This is a genomic window from Kitasatospora misakiensis (assembly GCF_042656005.1).
Lineage (GTDB): Bacteria > Actinomycetota > Actinomycetes > Streptomycetales > Streptomycetaceae > Kitasatospora > Kitasatospora misakiensis.
On sequence record NZ_JBHSOF010000002.1, the window covers coordinates 101,146 to 126,433 of the forward strand.

Here is a 25,288-nt window from a genome sequence, read left to right on the forward strand (position 1 = left end):
ACCGACCGCCTCGAACGGCCGTCGGTTAGTGTGGTCGGCCGAACCCCAGCGGCACGGCGCGACGAGCACCCGGCGTGACCTGCACCACGGCACTACAGCGCCACAGCACCAGCGGAGGAACCAAGGCATGTCCCGGCACGACGTCACGCCGTACCCGGACACCGAGGGCACCGCCGACACGGCCACCCCCGCGGACACGCCCGAACCGGCCCTCCGGATCCCCCCGCGGGCCCGCACCGCCGGGTTCACCCTGCTCTGCTTCGCGGTCTGCCTCGCGATCGGCGCCCAGCAGTGGACCACCGCCCAGCTCGGCGGCTTCGACCTCGGGATCTTCGACCAGGGCGTGCGCGGCTACGCGCACCTCGGGCTGCCGGTCTCGTCGCTGAAGAGCTTCCACCACGAGTTCCCGCCCGGGTTCTCGCTCCTCGGGGACCACTTCTCCCCGGTGATCGCGCTGATGGCGCCGCTCTACTGGCTCTGGGACGACCCGCGCTCCCTGCTCCTCGGCCAGGCGCTCTGCTTCGCCGCCGGTGTGCCACTGATCCGCCGGATCGCCGGCCGCTGCTTCGCCGACGCCGACCCGCGCGCCGACCCGCGCACCGCCCGCCGCGCCGCCGATCTGGCCGCGCTCGCGTACGGGCTGGGGTGGCCGCTGCTGGTGGCCTCGCGCGGCGGGTTCCACGAGGTGGCGTTCGCGGTGCCGCTGACGCTGCTGATGCTGGAGCGCGGGATGGCCCGACAGTACTGGGCGTCGGCGCTGGCCGGACTGCTGCTCTGCTGCACCAAGGAGGACATGGGCCTGGCCGTGGGCGCCTACGGCCTGGTGCTGCTGCTGCGGGCCCGGCGGGACCAGGACCCCGCCAGGCGCCGTCCGGCCGTGCGCTGGGGCGTGGGGCTGCTGCTCGGCGGTCCGCTCGCCTCGGCGATCGCCATCGCCGAGCTGGTGCCGGCGATGGGCGGGGTGCCCGGCTACTACTGGAACTACCAGGCGCTCGGCGCGGACGGCGGCTCGGCGGTCTCCAACGTCCTGGCCGACCCGACCCTCCTGGTCTCGGCCTTCTTCGACGCCCCGCTGAAGCCGCTGCTGCTGCTCTGGATCTTCGGCACCCTGTTCGCCCTCCCGCTCCGCTCCGCGACCGTGCTGCTGGCCGTCCCGCTGCTCGCCGAGCGGGTGCTGTCCAGCAATCCGAACCACTGGTCGATCGCCCGGCACTACGACGCGTTCCTGTGGCCGATCCTGCTGGTCGCGGCGCTGGAGGTGCTGGGCCGCTGCCACGGCCGCGTGCTCACCCGGCGGCTCGGGGTGGCGGCGGCGGCCGTCACAATCGCGGCCGCCGTACCGCTGGGCCTGGCGAACCTGTTCGTACCGGCCTACTGGCAGCCGAAGGCGAGCGAGGCGGCGCTGCTGCGCGGCGCGGCGCTCGTCCCGGACGGCGCGTCCGTGGAGGCCGACAACCAGGCGGCGCCGCGGCTGACCGCCCGGGCGGACGTGGTGCTGGTGGACGAGAAGCCGCGCGGGCGCGCGTACGTGCTGATCCGCGCCGACAAGCGGACCTTCCCGTTCCGGACCGACCGGGAGCAGGCGGCCCGGATCGAGCTGCTGCTGGCGCACGGGTACCGGACGGTCTGGTCGGAGGACGGGGTGTACCTGCTGCACCGGGAGGGCACCGAGCCGATCCCGGGCGAGCAGGTACCGGGCCCGAATTCCACCCCGTACCAGGACGAGGTGCCGTCGGACGTCGGTCACAACCTCTTCCGCGGCTGACTCCCGCCGCCCCTCCGACGGGCCGCCGCCCGACCGGCCGGCCGCGCTCAGCCCTCGTACGGCAGCAGCTCGGCGCGCTTGGGCGGGCGGCCGTCGCCGGAGGAGCGGCCGGTGAGCCGGCGGCCGATCCACGGGCCGAGGTGGGTGCGGGCCCAGCGGGCGTCGGCGGCCAGCTTCTCGGAGCGGGTCGGCGGGGCGACGGCCGGCAGCGGGGCGCGCCAGTCGAAGCCGGCGGGACGGCCGAGCGACTCCAGGACGGCCTCGGCGACCCGGCGGTGGCCCTCGGGCGAGAGGTGGAGCCGGTCCTCCGCCCAGAGCCGGCGGTCGTCGAAGCAGGGGGCGGAGAACAGGTCGACCACGGTGATGCCCTGGTCCTGGGCGAGCTCGTGGACGAAGGCCTTCATCCGCAGGATGGCGGGGAGCAGCCGGGCCGAGCCGGCCGTCCGCCGGGTGGGGTCGGTGCTGGTGAACATGACCACGGTCGCCCCGGTGGCACGCAGTCGGGTGGCGGCGGCACCGAGGAGCTCCTCGACCCGGTCGACGTCGCAGCGCGGCCGCAGCACGTCGTTGAACCCGCCGGCCAGGGTGACCAGCTCGGCGCCCATGGCGGCGGCGCGGGGGACCTGTTCGTCGTGGATCTGGCCGATGAGCTTGCCGCGGACGGCGAGGTTGGCGTACTGGAAGCCGTCGGCCGGACGTTCGGCGGCGAGCCGGTCGGCGAGGCGGTCGGCCCAGCCCCGGTAGTGGCCGTCGGGCAGCAGGTCGTCGCACATGCCCTCGGTGAAGGAGTCCCCGACGGCGACGTAACTGCGGAAGGCGGTGGGCGTGTTATGCGTGTTCTCCATGGCTCGACGATCGTACGCGCGCCGACGAGACCGCCTCTCCACACCCCACCGTCCCCCACCGTCCCCACCGTGCCCCCGCGCCCCACATCAACGGCGGCGGCAAGCGGACGCCGATCCCCCGTTGATCCGAGGCGTGCAGAGTGGAGCACGTCGGGAGGAACGGCCGGGCGCGACGCCGGGCCGTACGCGCTCCGGAACCCAGCATCGGGGGAGCTGGGCACCGCAGCCGCTCCCCACCGCCGGTCGCGGGCGCGGCGCCCCCACGGGGTGCCCCCGCGACCGGCCGCCCGCCCGGACCTCAGCCGGCCAGGACCGTACCCGCCTCACCCACCGTGTCCACCGCACCGGTGATCCAATGCGTCCGCACCGCGTCGGTCGGCCGCTGCTCCCCCAGCGCGTCCAGCCCCCAGGTGCCGAGCGCCTCGACGACCGGTCGCAGCGCGGCCCCACGCCCGGTCAGCTCGTAGACCGTGGCGTTGGCCGGCCGCTCCAGGCGGCGCCGCTCGACGACGCCCTCGCTCTCCAACTGCTTGAGCCGCGCGGCGAGGATGTCGGTGGAGACGCCGGGGAGGTCGGCGTGCAGGTCGGTGTAGCGGCGCGGACCGGCCAGGAGTTCACGGACGATCAGGAGGCTCCAGCGCTCCCCCACCGCGTCCAGGGCGCGGGCGACGGCGCAGTACTGGTCGTAGCTTCGGCGTGACATGTGGATCAGCATAGCCAAAAGGTTGGACTTTCCAAGTGCGTACTTGGTAGAACAAAGCAACCAGGATCGACGCGGGGTGACGGTCGGGAGGCCACCGATGGAGTTTCGGCAGTCCAGCAAGCTGAATGACGTGTGTTACGAGATCCGCGGCCCGGTCGTCGACCAGGCCAACGCGCTGGAGGAGGCCGGGCACAGCGTGCTCCGGCTGAACACCGGCAACCCGGCCACGTTCGGCTTCGACGCGCCGGAGGAGATCCTCCAGGACATCATCCGCAACCTCCCGCGCGCCCACGGGTACAGCGACTCGCGCGGCATCCTGCCGGCCCGCCGCGCGGTCGTGCAGTACTACCAGCAGCGCGGCGTCGACGGCGTGACCGTCAACGACGTCTACCTCGGCAACGGCGTCTCGGAGCTGATCCAGATGGCCGTCACCGCGCTGGTGGACGACGGCGACGAGGTGCTCGTCCCGATGCCCGACTACCCGCTGTGGACGGCGGTGGTCCGGCTGGCCGGCGGCAAGGCCGTGCACTACCTCTGCGACGAGGGGGCGGACTGGTTCCCCGACCTCGACGACATCGCCGCCAAGATCACCGCCCGCACCAAGGCGATCGTGGTCATCAACCCCAACAACCCCACCGGCGCCGTCTATCCGAAGGAACTGCTGGAGGGCATCCTCGACCTCGCCCGCCGGCACCAGCTGATGGTGCTGGCCGACGAGATCTACGACAAGATCCTCTACGACGACGTCGAGCACCACTGCCTGGCCGCCCTGGCCGACGACGTGCTCACCCTCACCTTCAACGGCCTGTCCAAGTCCTACCGGGTGGCCGGCTTCCGCAGCGGCTGGCTGGTCGTCTCCGGCCCCAAGCAGCACGCGAGCGACTACCTGGAGGGCCTCACCATGCTCTCCGGCATGCGGCTCTGCCCGAACGTGCCCGCCCAGTACGCCGTCCAGGCCGCGCTCGGCGGCCACCAGTCCATCAACGACCTGGTCCTGCCGGGCGGCCGGCTCGCCGAACAGCGCGACGTCGCCTACCGGGCGCTGAACGAGATCCCCGGCGTCAGCTGCGTCAAACCCAAGGGCGCGCTGTACGCCTTCGCCAGGCTCGACCCGGCCGTCCACCGGATCGTCGACGACGAGCGCTTCGTCCTGGACCTGCTGCTCCGCGAGAAGATCCACGTCGTCCAGGGCACCGGCTTCAACTGGCCCCGCCCCGACCACTTCCGCTTCGTCACCCTCCCCCGCGCCGACGACCTGGAGACGGCCATCAACCGCATCGGCCGCTTCCTCGCCACCTACCGCCAGGTCTGACCCGACCACCTCGCGTCGAAGCCCCCCGCGTCCCACCGCAGGGGGCTTCGGCATTTTAGTGACGCGGATCACATTAACTAATCGGACATTTAGTAACTAGCTGGAACATTTCAACTTGCCAACACCGCATCCTGACGGTAATGTGGATGATGTGGATCGATTTGCCACATCATCAACGGAGGGGCGAAAATGAGTATGACCAACGTCGACGTCGATGACGCGATCCTCGCCGAGGCCATGCGCCTCATGGGGACCAGCACGAAGAAGGACACGATCAACGGCGCCCTCGCCGACTACGTCAACCGACTGAAGCGGATCGAGGCACTGGAGAAGCTGTCCGCGCGTGCGGCCCGGGGGGAGTTCGACCCGACGGAGCGGATCCATCAGGCCCGGAAGACGGGCGGGGAGGAATGACACATGAACGACCTCGGCTATCTGATCGACACCTCGGGGTTCGTCCACCTGATGCGCCATCCGGAAGCGCTCGACCGCTGGCGGGGGCCGCTGGAGTCCGGGCTCATCAGGATCGCCAAGGTGACCAAGTCGGAGATCCTCTACTCGGCCACCGGCCCGGCGCACCGTGACGAGCTGGAGGAGGAGCTCAACGACCTCTTCGGCCCCGCGCTCGGCGTCCCGAAGGGCGGTGAGGACTGGGCCCTCAACGCCCAGTACAAGCTCACCCAGAAGGGCCAGCACCGCTCGGCCGGCACGGTGGACCTGCTGCTCTGCTCGGTCGCGGCGCACTACAACTACCCGGTGCTGCACGTGGACAACGACTTCGTCACCGTCGCGCGGGTCATCGCCGAGCTCAGGGAGCGGGACGTCCGGGCGTCCTGATCCGGGGGCGACGCGAAGCCCCCTGCCGACCGTTCGGGATTCCCGAACGGTGGGCAGGGGGCTTCACTCATTCCGGCCGGCGAGCTCGGCTCAGCGCCGGGGGCCGTACATGATCACAGCGACGCCGGCGAGACAGACGAGCGCCCCGAGCACGTCCCAGCGGGTCGGCCGGAAGCCGTCCACGGCCATGCCCCAGAGCAGCGAACCCGCCACGAACACCCCGCCGTACGCGGCGAGCACCCGGCCGAAGTGGCTGTCGGACTGAAGGGTCGCCACAAAGCCGTAGGCACCGAGCGCGACGACACCCGCTCCGGTCCACGCCCAGCCGCGGTGCTCCCGCACGCCCTGCCAGACCATCCAGGCGCCCCCGATCTCCAGGAGCGCGGCGAGGACGAACAGGGCGGCGGAACGCAGGACGGTCATGACCGCGAGCTTAGGTGCCATGGTCGGGCGGCCGGACCGACCGCCCGACCACCCGACCGCCTGCCGGCGCGTTCGGGGTTACCAGCCCCAGCCGCCGCCCTCGCCGTCGTCGTCGTGGTCGCTGTCCCAGCCGTCGCCGACCGTGCGGAGGATGGTGTAGTGGTCGACCCGGGTGCCGTCCTCCGCCAGGGCGGTGACGGTCATCTCGGACTTCAGGCCCAGGTGTGCGGGCTTCACGTCCACCTTGATGAAGGAGTAGCCGGTGTAGCGCACGCGCGACCACTCCACCTTCTCGGTCACCTTGCCGCCGCCCTTGGCGAAGTAGAAGGTGTCCACCGAGTCGAGGCGCTGCTCGTGGCCCTCGTAGGTGTCCGGGGCGTCGAAGCGGTACAGGCTGCGGCCGGCGGCGCCCGCCGTCACGTACACCACGCCGTCCGTGGCCGGCTCGACGGTGGCGCCGCTCGGCACCGCCTTGGAGACCTTGTTGCCGAGGATCGCGTCGGTGCGCTCGTAGACGTGGTTGTGACCGTTGATCACCAGGTCGACCCGGTACTTCTCGAACAGCGGCACCCAGGCCTCGCGCACACCGCCCTCCGAGGCGTGCTGGTGGGTGGTGGAGAAGGCGCAGTGGTGGAAGAAGACCACCACGAAGTCGACGGTCTCGTCGTTCCGGAGGTCCTTGAGGGTGCGCTCCAGCCAGCGGGTCTGCTTGCCCGCCGAGATGCCCAGGTTGGCCGGGATCTCGTAGGAGACGTCGTTGGCGTCCAGCGAGATGACGCCGACGTTCTTGTAGCGGAAGGAGTAGACGCCGGGGACGCTGCGCCGGTCCGGGCCGTTGTCCGGCAGGTAGAAGCGGGCGTTCTCGCCGCCGTAGCCGTTCGGCGAGTACCAGGCCTCCATGTCGTGGTTGCCGTAGGAGACCATCCACGGCACCGTCGAGGCGACCGTCTCGGTCTGCACCAGGAAGGCGTCCCAGGTGGTGGCGGCGTACACCGACTTGTCGGCGTCCTGGCCCGAGCCCGCCGGGTCGGCGTAGCAGATGTCGCCGGCGTGCAGGTGGAAGGCCGGGTTCTGGGCGAGGATGATGTGGTCGTTGCCCTTGGCGTGGTCGCTGACCCCCTGGTCGCCGAAGGCGGTGAAGGTGAACGGCTCGTACACCTTGCCCCAGCGGTGCTCGCGCGAGGGCGCGGTGCGGAAGGTGCCGAGGGTGGAGATCGCCTGCTGCGAGGCCGGGTCGAAGCCCTGGTGGCCGACGCCGTAGTAGTAGGTGGTGTCGGGGCGGAGGTCCTCCAGCGCCACGTGCAGGTAGTACTGGTCCACCGGCTGGCTGCCGGGGGTGAGCGCCGGGGTGTGCAGGGTGCGCACCTCCGCCTCGATCCGGTGGCCGAGGTCCCACGGGTTCCTGCCGTACCGCAGGAACGGCCGCTTCACCGGGGCGGGCACCTGCCAGGAGACCCGGAACTGGGTGTCCGGCTCGGGGCCGAAGGAGAGGTGACGCCCGATCGGGGCGACCAGCGAACCGTCCACGCCCGCGGCGACGCCGCCGGTCAGCAGCTGCGGCGAGGCGGGGGCGGCGGAGGCGGTGCCGCCGCCCAGCACGCCGCCCACGGCCAGCGCGCCCACCGAGACGGCACCGGCGCGCAGCATCCGGCGGCGGGAGAAACGGGCGCGCAGGTACTCGTGCTGCTCGGCCATGCTCATGCGTTCGGCGAGCTTCACCGGCACGCCCATGTTCGGAGTTTCCATGGCGGGACTCTCCCAGTCACGTGTTGACCGGACGCGGACGGCCGGTGAACGCCCCCGGGCGCACGGGTCAGTCGAACGCCAATGTTCGACCATGGCTCGGCAAAGCCCTACCCAGGCAGAACGCTCCGCCCGGGCCGAACGCGAGGACGGGGACGCGAGCAGGCAGGCGGTTGACGGAAGCCATGCTCGTAGCGTCCGACAGTTTGTGCGAACGCGGTGACCGCTGGGCCGCCCGCCTAGGCCGTTGCGGTGAGCGGGCGCACCCGCGCGGACCAACCGTCACCACCTGCCGCCGGCCCCGGTGCGTCAGGACGCCTCGTCCCAGGGGGAGGCCGCCCGGTTGCCGGTGCCGTCGCAGGTGCGGCAGATCTCGTCGCGGTAGGCGTGCTTGGCGCCCGTCGCGTCGACCCGGTAGCGGACGTACACACCGGTGCCGTCGCAGAGGAAGCAGTTGCCGCCACCGCCACCGACCTCGGTGGTGCCGGTGCCCTGGCAGGTCCGGCAGCTGAGGCCGGCGGTGCGGCCGGTGCCCGCGCAGATGCGACAGACCGTGGTCATCGTCTTCCTCCCGTCGGAGACCTGGGGCGGGCCTGTCTCTTTTGGAGCCCTGGGTCATGCTAGGCCAGCCACCACCCGCGCGGGTCCGGGTCCGCGGGGTCAGCCCGGGAGGCCCTCGCCGACGCGGCGGGAGACCGAGATCTGCTGGAGGTCGAGCATCCCCGGCGGATCGGCGAGGCCGGGGCCGCCGGAGTGCACCCACTCGGCGATCTCCTCGATCATGTCGTCGGCCAGCACCCAGCCCAGCCAGACCGGACGGCCGCCCGCCGCGCGGCCCTCGCTGGAGGGGCCGACCACCACGACGTTGGAGTGCGCGCAGGTGTCCAGGCACTTCACGGCGCGGACCCGGCCCGCGTCGCCGACCGCCGCGCGCAGCCGCTCGTACTGGCCGGTGTGGTCGACGCCCGGGTGCTTCTCCTGGGTGCCGCAGCAGCAGCCCCGGCAGACGGTGACGGTCACCGGGGACGCCGGACCGCGTCCGCCCTGCTTGCCGGTCCCGCCCTGCTTGCCGACCCGGTCGCGCTCGCGACGGCTCATGGTCTCCCCGCCCTCCTCGTTCCCCGGGCCCGCCGCCACGCCCGTGCGCGCGGCGGCCGCAGGCCGTTGCGGCCGACGATCACGGTGGAGCCCTCCTGCCCGGTGACGCCGGGCGGCAGGGGCAGCGTACCCGGCGGCTCCCGGCGGGCCACCTCGACGGACACCCACAACCGCCCCCGCCCCCCGCCTACGCCGTGGCCTCCGCCGCCGCGCGGCCGGCGGTGCGGCCGGAGAAGAGGCAGCCGCCCAGGAAGGTCCCCTCCAGGGAGCGGTAGCCGTGGACGCCGCCACCGCCGAAGCCGGCGGCCTCGCCCGCGGCGTAGACCCCGTCGAGGACGGAGCCGTCCGGCCGCAGCACCCGGCCGGCGAGGTCGGTGTGCAGGCCGCCGAGCGACGTGCGGGTGAGGATGCCGAGCCGGACGGCGATCAGCGGGGCGGCGTCCGGGTCGAGGATCCGGTGCGGCGCCGCGGTGCCGACCAGCCGGTCGCCGAGGTAGCGGCGGGCCTCGTGAACGGCCGTCACCTGGAGGTCCTTGGCGAAGGGGTTGGCGAGTTGGCCGTCCCGGGCCTCGACGACGCGGTGCAGCTCGGCGGCGTCGATCAGCCGCTCACGCGTCTTGGCGTTCATCGCGCGCGCGAGGTCCCGGAGGTTGCCCGCCACCACGAAGTCGGGCCCGTGGTCGAGGTGGGTCCGGACCGGGCCGGGTACGCCGGGCAGCAGGCGGGCGAGGACGCCGCGCAGGGAGCGCCCGGTGAGGTCGGGGTTCTGCTCGGAGCCGGAGAGGGTGAACTCCTTCTCGACGATCCTCCGGTTGAGCACGAACCAGCTGTGGTCGTACCCGGTGGTCCGGATGTGCTCCAGGGTGCCGAGGGTGTCGAAGCCGGGGAACAGCGGGACGGGCAGCCGGCGGCCGCGGGCGTCGAGCCGGAGCGAGGAGGGGCCGGGCAGGATCCGGATGCCGTGCCGGGCCCAGACCGGGTCCCGGTTGCGAATGCCCTCGGCGTGGTGCCACATCCGGTCGCCGTTGATCAGCCCGGCCCCGGCCTCGGCGGCGACGCCGAGCATCAGGCCGTCGACGTGGGCGGGCACGCCGGAGAGCAGCCGCTCGGGCGGGCTGCCGAGGCGGGCGGGCCAGGCCGCGCGGACGAGCTCGTGGTTGCCGCCGATGCCGCCGGAGGCGACGACCACGGCCTGCGCGCGCAGTTCGAACCGTCCGGCCACCTCGCGGGAGCTCGCCTCGCCGCGCGCCGCGTCGCTCGGGACGAGCACCTCGCCGGTGACGGTGTCGACGGTGCCGGCGTTCGCCGCCAGACCGGTGACGCGGTGCCGGAAGCGCAGCTCGACCGAGCCGCGCGCGGCGGCCGCGCGGACCCGGCGGACGAAGGGTTCGAGCAGGCCCGGGCCGGTGCCCCAGGTGAGGTGGAGGCGGGGGACGGAGTTGCCGGGGCCGTCGGCGAGCCGTCCGCCGCGTTCGGCCCAGCCGACGACGGGGAGGAACCGCACGCCCATCGCCCGCAGCCAGGCCCGCTTCTCCCCCGCGGCGAAGTCGACGTACGCCTCGGCCCAGCGGCGCGGCCAGGCGTCCTCGGGGCGGTCGAAGCCGGCGGTGCCGAGCCAGTCCCGCAGCGCGAGGGCGTGCGAGTCGCGGATCCGCAGGCGGCGCTGCTCGGGCGAGTCGACCAGGAACAGTCCGCCGAGGGACCAGTGCGCCTGGCCGCCGAACGAGGCCGCGGGCTCCTGGTCGAGCAGGATCACCTTCCGTCCGGCGTCGGCGAGTTCGGCGGTCGCGGCGAGGCCCGCGAGTCCGGCTCCGATGACGATGACGTCCGCGTCCAGGGTCATTCCGCTCCACCCCGTTTCGGAATTACCTTCGATACACCTTCGCCGTACCCTTCAACGCACCTTCGATACGCCTCGGAGCGAAATTCGGAATTCCCGCCGGAGTGTCTGCCGAAACCTCTGGGCAATTTTCGGAAATGTGTGCGCACGGCATGGACGGCGGCGAAACCTGACAGTAACTTACCTGTCAGTAGTAGCTGTGGCCCGGCTCGTACGACCCCCACCCACCCGTTTCTCTCCCCCAGGAGGAACCGTGCTCCGCCGTGCCCGGAATTCCCTGCTGCTCGCCTCCGCCGCGCTGGGCGCCGCGCTCGCGATGACCGCCACGAGCGCCCAGGCCGCCACGCCCGCCCCCCACCGCTTCGTGGCGCTCGGCGACTCCTACGCGGCCGGCGCGGGCGTTCCGAACCAGTCGGCCGGTCTGTGCCTGCGCTCCGACCGCAACTACGGCCACCTGGTCGCCGCCGCCCTGAACGCCGGCACCTACCGCGACGTCACCTGCGCCGCCGCCAAGGTCAAGTCGATCACCCAGGCCCAGTACGACGCCTTCCTCCGCGTCAACGACCCGCAGATCGACGCGGTGACCTCGGACACCGACCTCATCACCCTGGGGATCGGCGGCAACGACCTCGGCGACAGCGACATCGGGATCGGCGACGTGATCGCCGCCTGCATCGCGGGCGCCGTGGTCAACCCGCTCGGCACCCCCTGCACGGACCTCTACCACCACGGGTACTGGGACTGGTCCAGCTGGTCCTGGCAGTACGGCGACGACGACCTGGCCGACCGGATCGACGGGACCGCCCCGCGCCTCGCGGACACCCTGAAGCGGCTGCGCGCCAAGGCCCCGAACGCCCGGATCCTGCTGGTCGGCTACCCCTCGGTGCTGCCCGCCGACGGCGCGTCCTGCGTACTGCGCCAGCCGATCGCGCCGCGCGACATCCCGTACCTGCACGCTGTGCTCGGCCGGCTGAACGCGATGCTGAAGTCCACCGCCGAGGCCAACGGCGCCACCTACGTGGACACCGCCACGCCGACCCGGGGGCACGACGTCTGCGCGGACGACCGCTGGATCGAGGGCGCGCTGCCCGGCTCCCCGGCCGTCCCCTTCCACCCGAACGCCACCGGCCAGCGGGTCATGGCCGACGCCGTCCTCCGGACCCTGCGGCAGTAGGAGCGCGCGGGAACGAACCCGAAAGCCCCGAGGGGGCGGTGACCGGACCCCGGTCACCGCCCCCTCAGTCATTCAGCTTCACGGCCTGATGCGGACCAGCTGCGGGTCGTGGTCGCTCGCCTGCTGGGCGAACTCGGCGTTGATGTGCACCACGTCGTACTTGGCGTACCCGACCTCCGGGCTGACCAGGATGTGGTCCAGCACCTGCGAGTTGCCCTGGTAGACGTACGAGTACTGCTCCTTCTCCGGCAGCTCGTCCACCAGGTCGCGCAGCACGCCGTCCTTGGTGAGCGCGGTCAGCGCGGGCGAGAACTGGTAGTCGTTGAAGTCGCCGACCGAGACCACCTTGGCCTCCTTGTCGGCGGCCAGCAGCTTGGCGACGAAGGCCTGCTCCACGGTGGCCTGGGCGGTCCGCTGCACCTCGGAGGAGCGGGCCGGGGCCTGGAAGCGGCTGTCGATGCCCTGGTCGCCGCCCTTGCTGTTGAAGTGGTTGGCGATGACGAAGACCTTCTTGCCGCGGAAGGAGAACTGGCCGATCAGCGGCTTGCGGCTGTTGGTCCACGCCGCGTCGGCGGGGGAGATCCGGCCGGGCGAGGCGGTCAGCGAGGCGGCGGAGCCGGTGCCGGCCACGTCCACGGCGGTGGTGGCGGTGCCGCCGGGGATGTCGGTGAAGGAGACCCGCTGCGGGTTGAACAGGAAGACCTGGCGGATGTTGCCGCCGGGCTCGCCGCCGTCCTTGCCGTCCTCCGGGGCGATCGAGCGCCAGTCGTACGCCGGGCCGCCGGCCGCCTTGATCGCGGCGATGAACTTGGCGACGGTCTGGCTCGCGTCCACCGTGCCGTCGCTCTTGGCGCCGTTGTTGTCCTGGATCTCCTCCAGGGCGACGATGTCGGGCGAGCGCAGGTGGGTGACGACACCGGTGGCCAGCTCGGCGAACTTGGCGTCCGGGTTGGTGGCGGCCAGGTTCTCCACGTTGTAGGTGGCGACGGTGAGTTCGCGCTCGCCGGCCGGGGCGGTGACCTCGCGCTCCAGGTGGTTGTCCTGGAGCGCGCCGAGGGTGCCGGCGACCAGGGTGTAGCCGCCGAACTGGTTGTAGTCCAGCGGGCCGCTGGTGGTACCGGTCAGCACGTCGCCCACGTTGGCGACCGGGAACGGCCGTTGGGAGACCGGGGCCTGCTGCTGCACCATCAGCCGGCCGACGTTCGGCTCGGCGTAGGACTCGTAGAGCACGCCGCCGCGCTTGCTCTTCTGGTCCTGCTTGTCGGCGGCGACCCACAACTCGTTGTACTTGTCGGTGGCCTGGATCACCCGCACGTCGCGGACCTCGACGAGCATGCCCTCCAGCGACTCGTAGAAGTCGAGGGTGTACTTCTCCGGGTCCAGGGTGACGCCGTTGATCGTGCCGTCGGCGCCGGCCGCCGGGCTGTAGGTGCCGGGGATGTTGCGGGTGTCGACGACCACCGGGGCCGGCAGCGGGTTGCCGGAGGAGACCACGGTGACGGCCGGGTTGGTCAGCTGGGTGAGCGACTGCGAGCCGCCGTTGTAGTTCGGGTAGTACTCCGTCACCTTGCCGGTGACCAGCACCGCGTCGCCGACCTTGACGGTCGGGTTGGCGGAGCCGGTGTAGACGAAGACGCCCTCGCTGGTGGCCGGGTCGGCGTCCGGGTTCGGGTCCTGGATCCAGAAGCCCTTGGAGCCGTACGCGCGCACGCCGGTGACGACGCCGGGCACGCCGGCGACGGTCTTGCCGGTGCGGTCCGACAGGCGGGTGCGGCCCTGGATGTCGTGGATCCGGACGGCGCCCGGCTCGGTCGGGGTGGTCGGGGTGGAGCCCTCGGCGACCTCGCCCCGGCTGTTGGTCGGGGTCGGGGCGCCGGCCGCGAGGTCGGCCGCGTTGTCGTCGGTGTCCGGCAGGCCGGCCTTGCGGGCCACCGAGGCGGTGTTGGAGGCGCCGGCCACCGCGGCGGAGCCCTCGTGGACCACGGCGGTGCCGAAGCCGACCAGGTCGCGCACCCGCGGGTCGGCGGCGCAGTCGGCGGCGGTCTTGCAGGTCAGCGGGTCGACGCCGCGGACGAGCGCGACGGTGCCGCTGGTGCCGGAGAGCGCGAGCGAGCCGGTCGCGTCCGGGGTGGGCAGCTCGACGGTGCCCGCCGCGCCGGCCGCCTCGGCGACCAGGTAGCGCCCGCCGGGGGCGATCGCACCGGTCAGCGGGGTGACGCCCCACTGGGAGGCGGGGCCGGGCGCGCCGGATATGTACTGGAGGCTCCAGCCGTCCAGGCCGAAGGCCGCGCCGCCCTTGTTGGCCAGCTCGACGAAGTCGTTCTTCAGGGTGGCGCCCGAGTTGCCGCCACCGCCGTAGACCTCGGCGATCAGCGCGTCGGCGGACGGCGCGGCCACGGCGGCCGGCAGCGGGGCCAGCACCAGGGAGGCGGCCAGGCCGGCCGGGAGGATCGCCGCGCGCAGCAGGGCGCGGCGCGAGCGCGGACGGGGAGCGATGGGCGTGGTCACCTGAAGGGGACTCCTAGCTCTGCTGAGTGGGGGTGGGTCAGCCGGGCGCGGCCGGCGCAGCGCGCGCTGCCCCGCTACCCGCGTAGAAAACCGCGTGGAAGCCGGGAACCGCCCCCCGCGGCGCGCCCAAAGATACGCGCGTAGAAAATGACCGGACAAGAGCCTGGAAGTGAACTTCTCCACTTTTCCCTTACAGCGACGATGACGATGACGACAGCGACGACTGCAGCGGCAATGACAGTGACGAAGCGTTACCCCGAAGCCGTGACCCCGGCTACAGCCAGCCGCGCTGGGCCGCCTTGAGGCCCGCCTCGAAGCGGCTCGCCGCCTCCAGACGCTCCATCAGCGCCGCCATCTGCCGGCGCACCGTCCGCACCGAGACGCCCAGCCGCTTGGCCGCCGCGTCGTCGGTCAGCCCGGTGGACAGCAGCCGCAGCAGTTCGCGCTCGCCGGGGCTGAGGCCGGTGGCGACGTCCTCGGCGCGCGGGTCCCCGCCGAGCGGGACGGCGGTCTCCCAGGTCTGCTCGAACAGCGCGACCAGCGAGGCGACGATGCCCGGCTCCTCCGTGCAGAGGGCGCCCGCCCGGGTGTTCTCCGGGTCGATCGGCACCACGGCTGTGGTGCGGTCGAAGACCAGCATCCGCGGCGGCAGCACCGGGGCGGTGCGCACCCGGCCGCCCAGACCGGTCATCCACTGGGTGTAGGCGAAGGTCTCCGGGTCGTTGCGGACGCTGTCCTGGTAGATGGTGCGCAGGCTGACGCCGCGTCGCAGGGCGTCCTCGTCGAGCGGGCGGGAGGCGGCCAGGCTGGCGGCGGACTGCGCGCCGCCGGGCATCACGCCCAGGCACTCGCCGGTCAGCCGGGCGGTCAGCGTCTCCAGCTTGGCCTGGATCGCGTCGAGGCCGACCAGCCGCTCGCCGCCGTCCACCAGGGTGGCCGAGCGGAGCGTGGCGTACTCCGCGACGGCGCGCGCCACGGCGGCCTTGGAGACGGCCAACTCCTGTTGCCTACGGGCGAGTTCCTCCTCCTGCCGACGCAGCAGCAGCTCCAGGCCGCGCTCCGGGCTGACCGGCCAGAGCGCGCCCGGGCGCTCCCGGGAGGCCCGCAGCAGGGTCAGGTCGGCAAGCCGGTCGAGAGCGGCCCGGACGACGGGCTCGGGGAGGTGGATCCGTTCACAGAGTTCGGCCACTCCCCCCTCCGGATCCGCGAGCATCTCGCGGTACACGGCTTCCGCAGTGGCGTCCAGTCCCAGCAGTTCCAGCACGTCAACGACCCCTGATCGTCACGACATCGCTTCTCGCGATTGATTTCCGTCCGGTCCGCCGGACCCCGATCCTTCCTCCGGCGCTCCCGCCGCCACAAGGCGTGATCCGGTCACCCGAGTAGAACCGGACCATCCGGTCTGTTTTGCGGAGGGTTGTACGGAGGGCTCCGCGGGGGTCCGCGGCGGGCTCCGCGAAGGGTTCCGTACGGCCCGGCGCCGGCCCGGGTTGTCACCGAAGGGTTGCAGCATCCTGCCTGGCCGGATGCTGCCCGCCGAACTCCCTCCCGTCGCGGACCCGCCGCCGGAAGGATGCAACTGCGCGCAACACACCGACACCACCGCCCTGAACCACCGTGCTCAGAACAGGAACCGCCGTGCCGAAGCCCGTCCGCCTGCTCGCCGCCACCGCTCTCGCACTCTCCCTCGCCACCGCCGCCGCCCCCGCCTTCACCGCCGCGCAGGCCGCTCCGGCCGCCGTCACCCGCGCCGCGACCGCCCCCGCCGACGGGCAGGGCTTCGACTGGGACGGGCCGGGCGCGCGGACCATCGGCTGGGACGGCCCGGGCCCCGGGACCATCGGCTGGGACACCATCCAGGCCGACGGGCCGGGCATCGGCCGGGACTGACCGTTCGGTGTTCGCCATCCATCTGACTCTCCTGGACGTCTCGACCGCGCCGACGGGCGAGGCCGGACCCGCCGACGTCCAGGGCGCCCTGTGGGCGTGCGCGGTTCCGGGCGACGGCCTGGAACACGTGCGCGCCTGTGCTCTCCCGGAGGGCGTCGGCCTGGTGCTGTACGTCCGCGCGCCCGACCGGGAGGCGGCCGAGCTGAGGGCGTACGCCCTGCTCGACCGGGCACTGGCGGAGGGCCCCGCGCGCCGCTTCGCGGTGGCGGCTCCACCGTAGGCCGCAGGGCCCTCCGCCGAACCCTTCTCTGATCTTCCGTCCGCTTTTCGGACGGTTGCCTTCTCTCGCAAATTTGGCCGATTCATGCCCATGGCCATGACCATTCTTTACTGACATGCCCATGCCCATTGGCGTGCCCTCGTGCGGTCCCGATCTCCCCGGGCCCGCCGCGGCCCCGCCGTGCGCAGACGCGCGTCGCCGTCGAACCCCCCTCATCACAGATCGCCGAATCACAGATCGTCGAACAGATCGCCGAGGAGCTCCATGTCACAGCCGACCGGCACACCACCCCGGCACCGCGCCGGGGACACCGTGCCAGCCGCCCCCGCAGCACGCCGCCGCAACGGCGTGCTGCGCAACACCGCGGTCGCACTCGCCGTGGTACTCGCCGCCGAGGCCGCCGCCGTCATCATGACGACCGGCCAGGCCGTCGCCGTCACCCCGGAGGCCCCCGCCCCCAAGCCCGCCAAGGCGCTCGGCCCGGCCGAGGCCAAGGACATCGCCACCGCCCACCTCAAGGCCCGGCTGGAGAACCGCCGGATCGAGGTGACCGACGAGCGCGGCGAGGCCACCACCACCTGGATCAACCCGGACGGCACCACCACGCTGGACCTCGCCTCCGGACCGGTCCGCTTCAAGGACAAGGACGGCCGGCTCCAGCCGATCGACGTGAACCTGGCCCAGCAGGCCGACGGCTCCGTCAAGGCCAAGGGCCACCCGCTCGGCCTCTCGCTGGCCGGCGCCACCCCGCCCGTCGCCGCGTCCAAGTTCAAGGCGGCCGGCGCCCCGGCCGGCGACCAGCAGGCCCCGGCCGTCCCCCTGGTCTCGCTGGACAACGGCAGCGGCACCAGCATGTCGCTGTCCTGGCGCGGCACCCTGCCGGCCCCCGTCGTCGACGGCACCAAGGCCCGGTACGAGAACGCGCTCACCGCGACCGACCTGATCATCGAGTCCACCCGGACCGGCTTCGAGCAGTTCCTGGAGCTCAAGAACCGCAGCGCGGTCGGCGCCAACGGCACGGTCACCATGACCCTGGACGCGGCCGGCCTCCAGGCCCGCCACAACGCGGACAACTCGGTCTCCTTCCTCGACCCGAACACCGGCGAGGAGAAGGGCCAGCTGCCCGCCCCGGTGATGTGGGACGCGCAGGTCGACGAGCGCAGCGGCGACCACACCCGCACCGCCCCGGTCGGCCTCAAGGTCACCCAGAACGGCAACGCCGTCGACCTCACGCTCACCCCGGACGCGGCGTTCCTCAACGACCCGAAGACCACGTACCCGGTCACCATCGACCCGGCGGTCAACATCGGCGTCGGCTTCGACACCTTCGTCCAGCAGGGCTACGGCACCGACGTCTCCTCGCAGACCGAGCTGAAGCTGGGCAACAACGGCTCCGGCCAGATCGCCCGCTCCTTCCTGCAGTTCCCGATGGCCAAGATCAGCGGGAAGCAGATCACCAGCAGCAAGCTCAACCTGTGGAACTTCCACAGCTGGTCCTGCACCGCGAAGGGCTGGGAGGTCTGGGACACCGGCAGCGCCGGCACCAGCACCCGCTGGACGGCGCAGCCGAACTGGAACCGCAAGTGGGCCACGTCCACGTCGACCAAGGGCTTCTCCAGCTCCTGCAACGACGGCTGGGTCAACCAGGACATCACCTCGCTGATCCAGGCCTGGGCCGGCAACGGCAACGCCAACAACACCCTGGGCATCCGGGCCAGCGACGAGAGCGACCCGCTCGGCTGGAAGAAGTTCAACTCCGGCAACGCGTCCGCCAACACGCCGTACCTGTCGGTGACCTACAACACCCCGCCGGCCGTCTCCACCCTGCTGGCCCCGGCCGACGGCGCGCTCACCGGCGACGCCACCCCGACGCTGTCCGCCAAGGCGACCGACCCCGACGGCGGCAACGTCCTGCTGGACTTCGAGGTCTGGGCGTCCAACGGCACCGCCGCGCTGCAGTCCGGCCGCACCGCCTACGCGGCCTCCGGCTCCACCTTCACCTGGACCCCGGGCACCGCGCTGCCGGCCGGCGGCTACAAGTGGCGCTCCCGCTCCTGGGACGGCACCGCCAACAGCGCCTGGTCCGCGTTCCGCACCTTCACCGTGGACGCCACCGCGCCCGGCACCACCACGATCGCCTCCGGCGACTTCCCGGCCGGCCAGTGGGCCGGCGCCCCGGACGCCAACGGCGACTACAGCGGCAACTTCACCTTCACCCCGCCGACCGGCGACGTGAAGGACGTCCAGTACAAGCTGGACGGCGGCGCCTGGGTCACCGCGGCCACCACCGGCGCGCCGGTCACCGCCAAGCTCACCTTCAAGGCGGGCGCCCACACCGTCACCGCGCACACCCGGGACGCCGCGGGCAACGTCTCCGCGGACAAGACGTACACCTTCTACGCCGGCAAGGGCTCCGCCCTGATCGCCCCCGGCGCGGGCGAGCGCCCGGCCCGCCGCACCTCGCTGCAGGCCGAGGGCAACAGCACCTACACCGGGGTGCGCTACCAGTACCGCCGCGGTGAGACGGACGCCTGGAAGGACGTCCCGGTCGCCAACGTCAGCACCACCGGCGGCCAGCCGGTGACCGCCTGGCCGTACGCCGCCCCCGGCGGCAAGCCGGCCGCGCTGACCTGGAACATCACCGACACCCTGGCCGAGAACGGCCCGGTGGACGTCCGCGCGGTCTTCACCGACGGCACCGCCACCGACGCCACCGAGCCGAACACCGTCACGGTGGACCGCAACGCCGGCACCGCCCCGGAGACCAAGGTCGGCCCGGGCGAGGTGAACACCCTCACCGGTGACCTCGGCCTGTCCGCGACCGACGCCGAGGCCTTCGGCCTGAACGCCGAGCGCTCCTTCTCCTCCCGCCGGCCCACCAACGGCGCGGCCCAGGAGGGCCAGGCGGCGATCTTCGGCCCGCAGTGGAGCTCCGGCACCACCGCCGAGCTCACCGACGCCGACTACTCCTACGTCCGCCAGACCTCGGCGACCTCCCTCTCGGTGGTCTCCGCGGACGGCTCCGAGGTCGGTTTCACCGCCACCGGCGCGGGCGGCTGGAAGCCCGAGCCCGGCGCCGAGAACCTCACCCTGGCCGGCGGCTTCACCGGGGCCTTCACCCTGAAGGACACCGAGGGCACCACGGTCACCTTCGCCAAGGTCGACCCGGCCGCCACCACCTGGCAGGCCTCCGGCTCCTCGCTGCCCAGCGACAACTCCACCACCTCGGTGGTCTCGGAGAAGGTCGTCACCGGCGGCAAGACCCTGGCCCGCCCGAAGTACGTGGTCGCGCCCACCTCGGCGACCGCCTCCGCCAACTGCGCCGCCGTGCCGTCCACGGCCGGCTGCCGGGTGCTGGAGTACGTCTACGCCGACGCCACCACCGCCACCGGCTCCGCCCTCGGCGACGTGACCGGCCAGGTGAAGCAGATCCGCCTCTGGTCCACCGACCCGGGCGCCTCCACCGCCACCCCCGTCGTCGTCTCGCAGTACGCGTACGACGACCAGGGCCGGCTGCGCGAGGTCTGGGACCCGCGGATCAGCCCGGCGCTGAAGACCGCGTACGGCTACGACGCGGCCGGCCGGGTCACCGCGGTGACCGAGCCCGGCGAACTGCCGTGGACCCTGGAGTACGGCAAGGCCGGCAACGCCGCCACCGCCGGCGAGGGCATGCTGCTCGCGGCCTCCCGGCCCACCCTCAAGCAGGGCAGCAAGGACGTCACCGACGGCACCGCGACCACCTCGGTGGTCTACGACGTCCCGCTGAGCGGCGCCAACGCGCCGTACCCGCTGGCGCCGTCCGACGTCGCGGCCTGGGGCCAGACCGACGCCCCGACCGACGCCACCGCCGTGCTGCCGCCCGACGCCGTCCCGTCGACCCACGACGGCAAGGCGCTCGGCACCGCCGCGTACAACCGCGCCTCGGTGACGTACACCAACGCCTCCGGCCGCGAGGTCAACACCGCCACCCCCGGCGGCGGCATCACCACCACCGAGTACAACGCCTTCGGCAGCCCGGTGCGGACCCTCTCCGCGGAGAACCGCGTCCTCGCCCTGGCCACCACCGGTGACGGCCTGAACAAGCTGCGCGCCCTCGGCATCGCCGGCCGCTCCACGGCCGACCGCGCCCAGGTGCTCTCCTCGACCTCGGTCTTCTCGGCCGACGGCAAGCGGCTGGTCGAGCAGTACGACCCGCTGCAGCTGGTCACCCTGGAGCACGACCTGGCCGCCTCCGGCACCTCCCCGGCGCTCACCGCCGGCGCCGAGGTCGCGGCCCGCGCCCACACCGTGAGCGGCTACGACGAGGGCCGCCCGGCGACCGCCGCGGTCAGCGACAAGGCCACCTCGGTGACGATCGGCGCCCGGATCGACGGCTACGCCGCCGACGCCGACCCCCGTAAGACCGCCACCGGCTACGACTGGGCCCAGGGCCTGCCCACCCAGTCGGTCCAGGACCCGGCCGGCCTGAAGATCACCACCGCCACCGGCTACGACGCCAGCGGCCGGGTGACCTCGCAGACCCGCCCGAACTCCAACGGCTCCGACGCGGCCACCACGGTGACCTCGTACTACGGCCCGAACGGCACCGGCGCCTGCGCCGGCCACCCGGAGTGGGCCGACCTGGTCTGCTCGATCGCCCCGGCCGCGCAGGTCACCGGCGGCGGCGGCAACCCGCTCCAGCTGCCGACGAAGACCTTCCAGTACGACCGCTGGGGCAACACCTCGGTGCTCACCGAGACCGCCAACGGCGTCACCCGCACCACCACCCGCAGCTACGACGCCGCCGGCCGTCCGCTGAAGGTGTCGGTCACCGGCGGCACCGGCACCGCGGTCGCCGACACCGTGTTCGGCTACGACCCGGCCACCGGTGAGCTCGCCACCATCAACAACGGCAAGGCCACCATCACCCAGGGCTACGACAAGCTCGGCCGCCAGGTCTCCTACGACGACGGCGCCGGCAGCGTCACCACCACCGAGTACGACAAGCTCGACCGGGCGGTGAAGAAGTCCGACTCGGTGCCGTCCACCGTCACCTACGGCTACGACACCGCCAAGGACCCGCGCGGCCTGCCCACCACGCTGACCGACTCGGTCGCGGGCACCTTCGCCACCTCCTACGACGTCGAGGGCCGGCTGGTCACCCAGACCATGCCCGGCGGCAACACCCTGACGAACAGCTACGACAGCCGGGGCATCCAGACCGGCAAGACCTACACCAACCAGGCGGGCACCGTCCTGCTGGCCGACAACGCCGCCTACACCGTGCACGGCCAGCAGGCCGGCCGCACCCAGTCGGACGGCAACAGCACCACCAGCGCCTACACCTACGACGCCACCGGCCGCCTGACCAAGGCCGCCGACAGCACCGGCCTGGCCTGCGCCACCCGGACGTACGCGTTCGACAAGAGCAGCAACCGGACCAACCGCACCAGCGTCACCGACGACTGCGACCCGGCCACCGCAGACGTCGTCACCAAGGCCGAGAACCACGGCTACGACACCGCCGACCGCCTCACCGACGCCGGCTACGTCTACGACGCCTACGGCCGCACCACCGCCCTGCCGAAGGGCACCCAGCTCGGCTACTACACCAACGACCTGGTCCGCACCGAGACCCTCGGCGACACCCGCAAGACCTGGGACCTGGACGCCTCCGGCCGCCTCGCGGTGAGCACCACGGAGACCAAGGGCACCGACGGCACCTGGACCGTCACCGCCCAGGACACCAAGCACTTCGACGCCGGCGTCGACAGCCCGTCCTGGTCCAAGGACGCGGCCGGCAAGCTCACCCGCAACGTCCTGGACCTGACCGGCCAGCTCACGGCCGCCACCGGCACCGACGGCGGCGCGATCCTGCTGCTGACCAACCTGCACGGTGACGTCTCGGTCCAGATGTCCCCCGACGGCACCCAGGACCTCGCCGTCTACCACTACGACGAGTACGGCAACGTCGTCGACGCCACCGGCTCGACCGAGTACGGCTGGCTCGGCGGGGCGCAGCGCGCGGGCGACAGCCTCTCCGGCCTCACCCTGATGGGCGTCCGCCTGTACGACCCGACCACCGGCCGGTTCCTGCAGACCGACCCGGTGCTGGAGGGCTCGCCGAACGCCTACGGCTACCCGGTCGACCCGATCACCATGGACGACCTGACGGGCCTGTCCTGGCGGAAGAAGTGGGTCGCCTACTTCAGCCGCGCCGAGGGCAACACCATCGGCACCCTGCTCTACATCTCCGGCAAGATCAGCCAGGGCATCTCGAAGGTCCTGCGGAAGCTCCCGCACATCGCCGCCCGGGCCGCCGGCTACGTCCTGTGGGCGCTGTCGTACCTGATGAAGAGGATCGGCAAGCAGTTCCTCAAGGCCGCCAACAAGCGGGGCAGCCACGGGGTCCGCTTCACCTTCGGGATCTGGAAGTCCAGCCACCGCTGGGTGCCGGACCGCCCGATCTACCGGGTGGCGCCGCGGTACTGAGCCGCTGCTCCACTGAACTGATGCGGGACAGGTGAGGCCGGGCCCCGGGGGCGTACCCCCGGGGCCCGGCCGCTTTCCGTTCCCCGCTCGGCCTTCCTGTCAGTCCGCGGCCTTCTCGGCCGCCGCGGCGGTGAGCCCGGCGGACCACTTCTCCTCGACGTTGCCGAACTTCCAGTAGGCGATCGCCGCCGCCCAGGTCAGCAGGAAGAGGCCGACGATGGCGTAGCCGACGAAGTCGAGGTCCAGCCCGCCGATCCAGGCGACCGGGCCGCTGGTGACGTCCAGCTTCTCGCCGAGCAGCCCGATCAGCTCGATCGAGCCGATGACCAGGGCGACCAGCACCGAGAGGCCGGTGACGGTCAGGTTGTAGTAGATCTTCCGGACCGGCTTGGAGAAGGCCCACTCGTAGGCGAAGTTCATGAACGAGCCGTCGATGGTGTCCAGCAGGCTCATGCCTGCGGCGAACAGGACCGGCAGCACCAGCAGCGCGTACCAGGGCAGCTGGAACGCCGCCGCGCCGCCGGCCAGCACCAGCAGCGACACCTCGGTGGCGGTGTCGAAGCCCAGACCGAACAGCAGGCCGACCGGGTACATGTGCCAGGGCTTGGTGACGGCCCTGGTCACCCGGCCGAGGATGCGGTTCATCAGACCGCGCTTCTCCAGCTGCGCCTCCAGCTCGGCCTCGTCGTACTCGCCCTCGCGCATCCGGCGGAAGACCTTGAGGATGCCGTTGAACGCGCCCAGGTTGATCAGGCCGAGCGCGAGCAGGAAGGTGCCGGAGACGGTGACGCCGATCAGGCCGGTCGTCTCGTGCAGGGTGGAGCCGTCCTCCTCGACCTGGCCGGCCAGCGAGCGGATCCCGAGGGCGAGCAGGGCGCAGAGGCCGAAGACGATGGACGAGTGCCCCAGCGAGAACCAGAAGCCGACCGAGAGCGGCCGCTTGCCCTGGCCCATCAGCTTGCGGGTGGTGTTGTCGATGGCGGCGATGTGGTCGGCGTCGAAGGCGTGCCGCATGCCGAGCGTGTACGCGGTGAGCCCCATACCGGCGCCGAAGGCCTGGCCGCCGACCTCGTAGTGCTCGGGCGCGACGAGCGCGAGCAGGGTGAACCAGCCGATCACGTGCAGCGCGAGGATGAAGCCGCCCATGCCTGCCAGGCGGATCCACTCCTCACGGGTGAGCCGGTCGCGCCAGCGGGGGGCGGTCATCGGGGGTCCTTTCGTGCAGCCGTCGGGGCTCCGGGGCGCCGGAGCTGGGCCATCTTTCCCCTTGGCCGTTATTAGTTGCAAGTCATGCGCAATTACGACCTGGTCACCGGGGACGGAGGGGTGAGGGGAGAAACGGTGACGGAAATAGTCATGCACCGTACAAGTGACCGTAACCCCGGACGCCTGGCCAACGCCGTTCTACGCGCGGATACTTATCTGCCGCAGCCCCCAACCCCACCTGGAGGTACGGCACATGACGCGTATTCGAACGGCCGCCGCGCTCGCCGCGTCCGCCCTGCTCGCCGCAGGTCTGACCACGTTCACCGCCCCCGCCCCGGCCTCCGCCGCGACCACGGCGCTCCCCCACCGCGTCCTGTTCGACAGCAGCAAGGGCGAGACCGCCGGCAACGCCGACTGGATCATCTCCACCGCCCAGCCCGACCCGCGCGTCCAGAACGCCAACCCCACCACCGAGAAGAGCTGGACCGGCGCGCTCTCCGCCTGGGGCGTCGCCCTTCAGAAGACCGGCCAGTACAGCCTCAAGACCCTCCCGGCCGGCTCCACCATCAGCTACGGCACCGGCGCCGCGCTCGACCTGGCCAACTTCGACACCTTCGTGATCCCCGAGCCGAACATCCGGTTCTCGGCGGCGGAGAAGTCGGCGATCATCCGCTTCGTGCAGGCCGGCGGCGGACTCTTCCTGATCTCCGACCACGACCGGAGCGACCGCAACAACGACGGCTGGGACTCCCCGGCGATCATCAACGACCTGTTCACCAACAACGGCGTGGACAACGACGACCCGTTCGGCTTCTCGGTGGACGTCAAGAACATCTCCACCGACAACCCGCGCGCCGTCAACGACGCCGCCGACCCGGTGCTGCACGGCGCCTTCGGCACCGTCACCGGCTCGATCCTGCGCTCCGGCACCACCTTCACCCTCAAGCCCGCCGACAACCCGGCGGTCAAGGGCATCGTCTACCGCACCGGATCCTCCGGGAACACCGGCGCCTTCTTCGTCACCAGCGGCTACGGCGCGGGCCGGGTCGCCGCCTGGGGCGACAGCTCCCCCGCCGACGACGGCACCGGGCAGCCGAGCAACAACCTGTTCAACGGCTGGAACGACCCGGCCGGCACCAACGCCGCCCTCGCCCTCAACGCCACCGCCTGGCTGAGCAAGGCCTGAGCACCGG

At 72.3% G+C, this 25,288-nt stretch carries 18 protein-coding genes and 1 pseudogene; 9 read left to right on the top strand and 10 right to left on the bottom strand.

The window, feature by feature from the left end; all coding sequences use genetic code 11:
* The first annotated feature begins 127 nt into the window (after window positions 1-127).
* Window positions 128-1,765, top strand: coding sequence for a DUF2079 domain-containing protein (locus ACFP3U_RS02340; protein ID WP_380223408.1), 1,638 nt, complete (start codon window positions 128-130; stop codon window positions 1,763-1,765).
* 47 nt (window positions 1,766-1,812) lie between these two features.
* Here the strand turns inward: ACFP3U_RS02340 and ACFP3U_RS02345 are convergent, their stop codons facing one another.
* Window positions 1,813-2,610, bottom strand: a complete 798-nt coding sequence (locus ACFP3U_RS02345; protein ID WP_380223409.1) for an SGNH/GDSL hydrolase family protein — start codon at window positions 2,608-2,610, stop codon at window positions 1,813-1,815.
* Between the two features lie 352 nt (window positions 2,611-2,962).
* Window positions 2,963-3,313, bottom strand: a pseudogene (locus ACFP3U_RS02350) (winged helix-turn-helix transcriptional regulator); the annotation flags it as partial.
* A gap of 97 nt (window positions 3,314-3,410) precedes the next feature.
* Here ACFP3U_RS02350 and ACFP3U_RS02355 point away from each other — a divergent pair.
* From ACFP3U_RS02355 to ACFP3U_RS02365, 3 genes are all read left to right on the top strand, one after another.
* Entirely contained in the window at window positions 3,411-4,625 is a 1,215-nt protein-coding gene (locus ACFP3U_RS02355; RefSeq protein ID WP_380223410.1) for a pyridoxal phosphate-dependent aminotransferase, read from the top strand.
* A 189-nt stretch (window positions 4,626-4,814) separates the two neighbouring features.
* Window positions 4,815-5,039, top strand: coding sequence for a type II toxin-antitoxin system VapB family antitoxin (locus ACFP3U_RS02360; protein WP_053650305.1), 225 nt, complete (start codon window positions 4,815-4,817; stop codon window positions 5,037-5,039).
* 3 nt (window positions 5,040-5,042) lie between these two features.
* Window positions 5,043-5,462, top strand: a complete 420-nt coding sequence (locus ACFP3U_RS02365) for a PIN domain-containing protein (RefSeq protein ID WP_380223411.1) — start codon at window positions 5,043-5,045, stop codon at window positions 5,460-5,462.
* A gap of 90 nt (window positions 5,463-5,552) precedes the next feature.
* Here ACFP3U_RS02365 and ACFP3U_RS02370 read toward each other — a convergent pair whose 3' ends face one another.
* From ACFP3U_RS02370 to ACFP3U_RS02390, 5 genes are all read right to left on the bottom strand, one after another.
* On the bottom strand, window positions 5,553-5,885 hold the full coding sequence (locus tag ACFP3U_RS02370; protein ID WP_380223412.1) for a YnfA family protein: 333 nt from the start codon (window positions 5,883-5,885) through the stop codon (window positions 5,553-5,555).
* A 78-nt stretch (window positions 5,886-5,963) separates the two neighbouring features.
* Window positions 5,964-7,631: a purple acid phosphatase family protein gene (locus ACFP3U_RS02375; RefSeq protein WP_380223413.1), complete on the bottom strand. Its 1,668-nt coding sequence runs from the start codon at window positions 7,629-7,631 to the stop codon at window positions 5,964-5,966.
* Window positions 7,632-7,937: 306 nt separating this feature from the next.
* Window positions 7,938-8,189: a hypothetical protein gene (locus tag ACFP3U_RS02380; protein ID WP_030302164.1), complete on the bottom strand. Its 252-nt coding sequence runs from the start codon at window positions 8,187-8,189 to the stop codon at window positions 7,938-7,940.
* A gap of 99 nt (window positions 8,190-8,288) precedes the next feature.
* Complete coding sequence (locus tag ACFP3U_RS02385; protein WP_380223414.1) at window positions 8,289-8,726, bottom strand: (2Fe-2S) ferredoxin domain-containing protein; 438 nt, start codon at window positions 8,724-8,726, stop codon at window positions 8,289-8,291.
* A gap of 187 nt (window positions 8,727-8,913) precedes the next feature.
* Window positions 8,914-10,569: an FAD-binding dehydrogenase gene (locus ACFP3U_RS02390; RefSeq protein ID WP_380223415.1), complete on the bottom strand. Its 1,656-nt coding sequence runs from the start codon at window positions 10,567-10,569 to the stop codon at window positions 8,914-8,916.
* Window positions 10,570-10,819: 250 nt separating this feature from the next.
* Between ACFP3U_RS02390 and ACFP3U_RS02395 the strand changes: the two genes are divergently transcribed.
* Complete coding sequence (locus ACFP3U_RS02395) at window positions 10,820-11,740, top strand: SGNH/GDSL hydrolase family protein (protein ID WP_380223416.1); 921 nt, start codon at window positions 10,820-10,822, stop codon at window positions 11,738-11,740.
* Between the two features lie 78 nt (window positions 11,741-11,818).
* Here the strand turns inward: ACFP3U_RS02395 and ACFP3U_RS02400 are convergent, their stop codons facing one another.
* Together ACFP3U_RS02400 and ACFP3U_RS02405 are read right to left on the bottom strand one after the other, a co-directional pair.
* Window positions 11,819-14,248 (bottom strand): endonuclease/exonuclease/phosphatase family protein, encoded by a 2,430-nt coding sequence (locus ACFP3U_RS02400; protein WP_380223417.1) that lies wholly within the window; start codon window positions 14,246-14,248, stop codon window positions 11,819-11,821.
* 274 nt (window positions 14,249-14,522) lie between these two features.
* On the bottom strand, window positions 14,523-15,512 hold the full coding sequence (locus ACFP3U_RS02405) for a helix-turn-helix transcriptional regulator (RefSeq protein WP_380223418.1): 990 nt from the start codon (window positions 15,510-15,512) through the stop codon (window positions 14,523-14,525).
* A gap of 374 nt (window positions 15,513-15,886) precedes the next feature.
* Between ACFP3U_RS02405 and ACFP3U_RS02410 the strand changes: the two genes are divergently transcribed.
* The 3 genes from ACFP3U_RS02410 (at window position 15,887) to ACFP3U_RS02420 (ending at window position 22,889) form a co-directional block, all read left to right on the top strand.
* Complete coding sequence (locus ACFP3U_RS02410) at window positions 15,887-16,138, top strand: hypothetical protein (RefSeq protein ID WP_380223419.1); 252 nt, start codon at window positions 15,887-15,889, stop codon at window positions 16,136-16,138.
* 7 nt (window positions 16,139-16,145) lie between these two features.
* Window positions 16,146-16,418, top strand: a complete 273-nt coding sequence (locus ACFP3U_RS02415) for a hypothetical protein (RefSeq protein WP_380223421.1) — start codon at window positions 16,146-16,148, stop codon at window positions 16,416-16,418.
* A 264-nt stretch (window positions 16,419-16,682) separates the two neighbouring features.
* On the top strand, window positions 16,683-22,889 hold the full coding sequence (locus ACFP3U_RS02420; RefSeq protein WP_380223422.1) for a DNRLRE domain-containing protein: 6,207 nt from the start codon (window positions 16,683-16,685) through the stop codon (window positions 22,887-22,889).
* Between the two features lie 99 nt (window positions 22,890-22,988).
* Here ACFP3U_RS02420 and nicT read toward each other — a convergent pair whose 3' ends face one another.
* The gene (nicT, locus tag ACFP3U_RS02425) at window positions 22,989-24,095 is read right to left on the bottom strand and encodes a Nickel transporter NicT (RefSeq protein WP_380223423.1); all 1,107 of its coding nucleotides are present in this window, start codon (window positions 24,093-24,095) and stop codon (window positions 22,989-22,991) included.
* Between the two features lie 253 nt (window positions 24,096-24,348).
* Here nicT and ACFP3U_RS02430 point away from each other — a divergent pair, with 253 nt between their 5' ends.
* A complete protein-coding gene (locus tag ACFP3U_RS02430) occupies window positions 24,349-25,281 on the top strand; it encodes a hydrolase (protein WP_380223424.1) in 933 nt (310 codons plus the stop codon).
* Window positions 25,282-25,288: the final 7 nt, after the last annotated feature.

Excerpts from the sequence above, each read along its gene's own strand:
- ACFP3U_RS02340 (WP_380223408.1), top strand. The coding sequence starts at position 128 with ATGTCCCGGCACGACGTCACGCCGTACCCGGACACCGAGGGCACCGCC.
- ACFP3U_RS02345 (WP_380223409.1), bottom strand. The coding sequence starts at position 2,610 with ATGGAGAACACGCATAACACGCCCACCGCCTTCCGCAGTTACGTCGCC.
- ACFP3U_RS02355 (WP_380223410.1), top strand. The coding sequence starts at position 3,411 with ATGGAGTTTCGGCAGTCCAGCAAGCTGAATGACGTGTGTTACGAGATC.
- ACFP3U_RS02360 (WP_053650305.1), top strand. The coding sequence starts at position 4,815 with ATGAGTATGACCAACGTCGACGTCGATGACGCGATCCTCGCCGAGGCC.
- ACFP3U_RS02365 (WP_380223411.1), top strand. The coding sequence starts at position 5,043 with ATGAACGACCTCGGCTATCTGATCGACACCTCGGGGTTCGTCCACCTG.
- ACFP3U_RS02370 (WP_380223412.1), bottom strand. The coding sequence starts at position 5,885 with ATGACCGTCCTGCGTTCCGCCGCCCTGTTCGTCCTCGCCGCGCTCCTG.
- ACFP3U_RS02375 (WP_380223413.1), bottom strand. The coding sequence starts at position 7,631 with ATGGAAACTCCGAACATGGGCGTGCCGGTGAAGCTCGCCGAACGCATG.
- ACFP3U_RS02380 (WP_030302164.1), bottom strand. The coding sequence starts at position 8,189 with ATGACCACGGTCTGTCGCATCTGCGCGGGCACCGGCCGCACCGCCGGC.
- ACFP3U_RS02385 (WP_380223414.1), bottom strand. The coding sequence starts at position 8,726 with ATGAGCCGTCGCGAGCGCGACCGGGTCGGCAAGCAGGGCGGGACCGGC.
- ACFP3U_RS02390 (WP_380223415.1), bottom strand. The coding sequence starts at position 10,569 with ATGACCCTGGACGCGGACGTCATCGTCATCGGAGCCGGACTCGCGGGC.
- ACFP3U_RS02420 (WP_380223422.1), top strand. The coding sequence starts at position 16,683 with ATGTCACAGCCGACCGGCACACCACCCCGGCACCGCGCCGGGGACACC.
- nicT (WP_380223423.1), bottom strand. The coding sequence starts at position 24,095 with ATGACCGCCCCCCGCTGGCGCGACCGGCTCACCCGTGAGGAGTGGATC.
- ACFP3U_RS02430 (WP_380223424.1), top strand. The coding sequence starts at position 24,349 with ATGACGCGTATTCGAACGGCCGCCGCGCTCGCCGCGTCCGCCCTGCTC.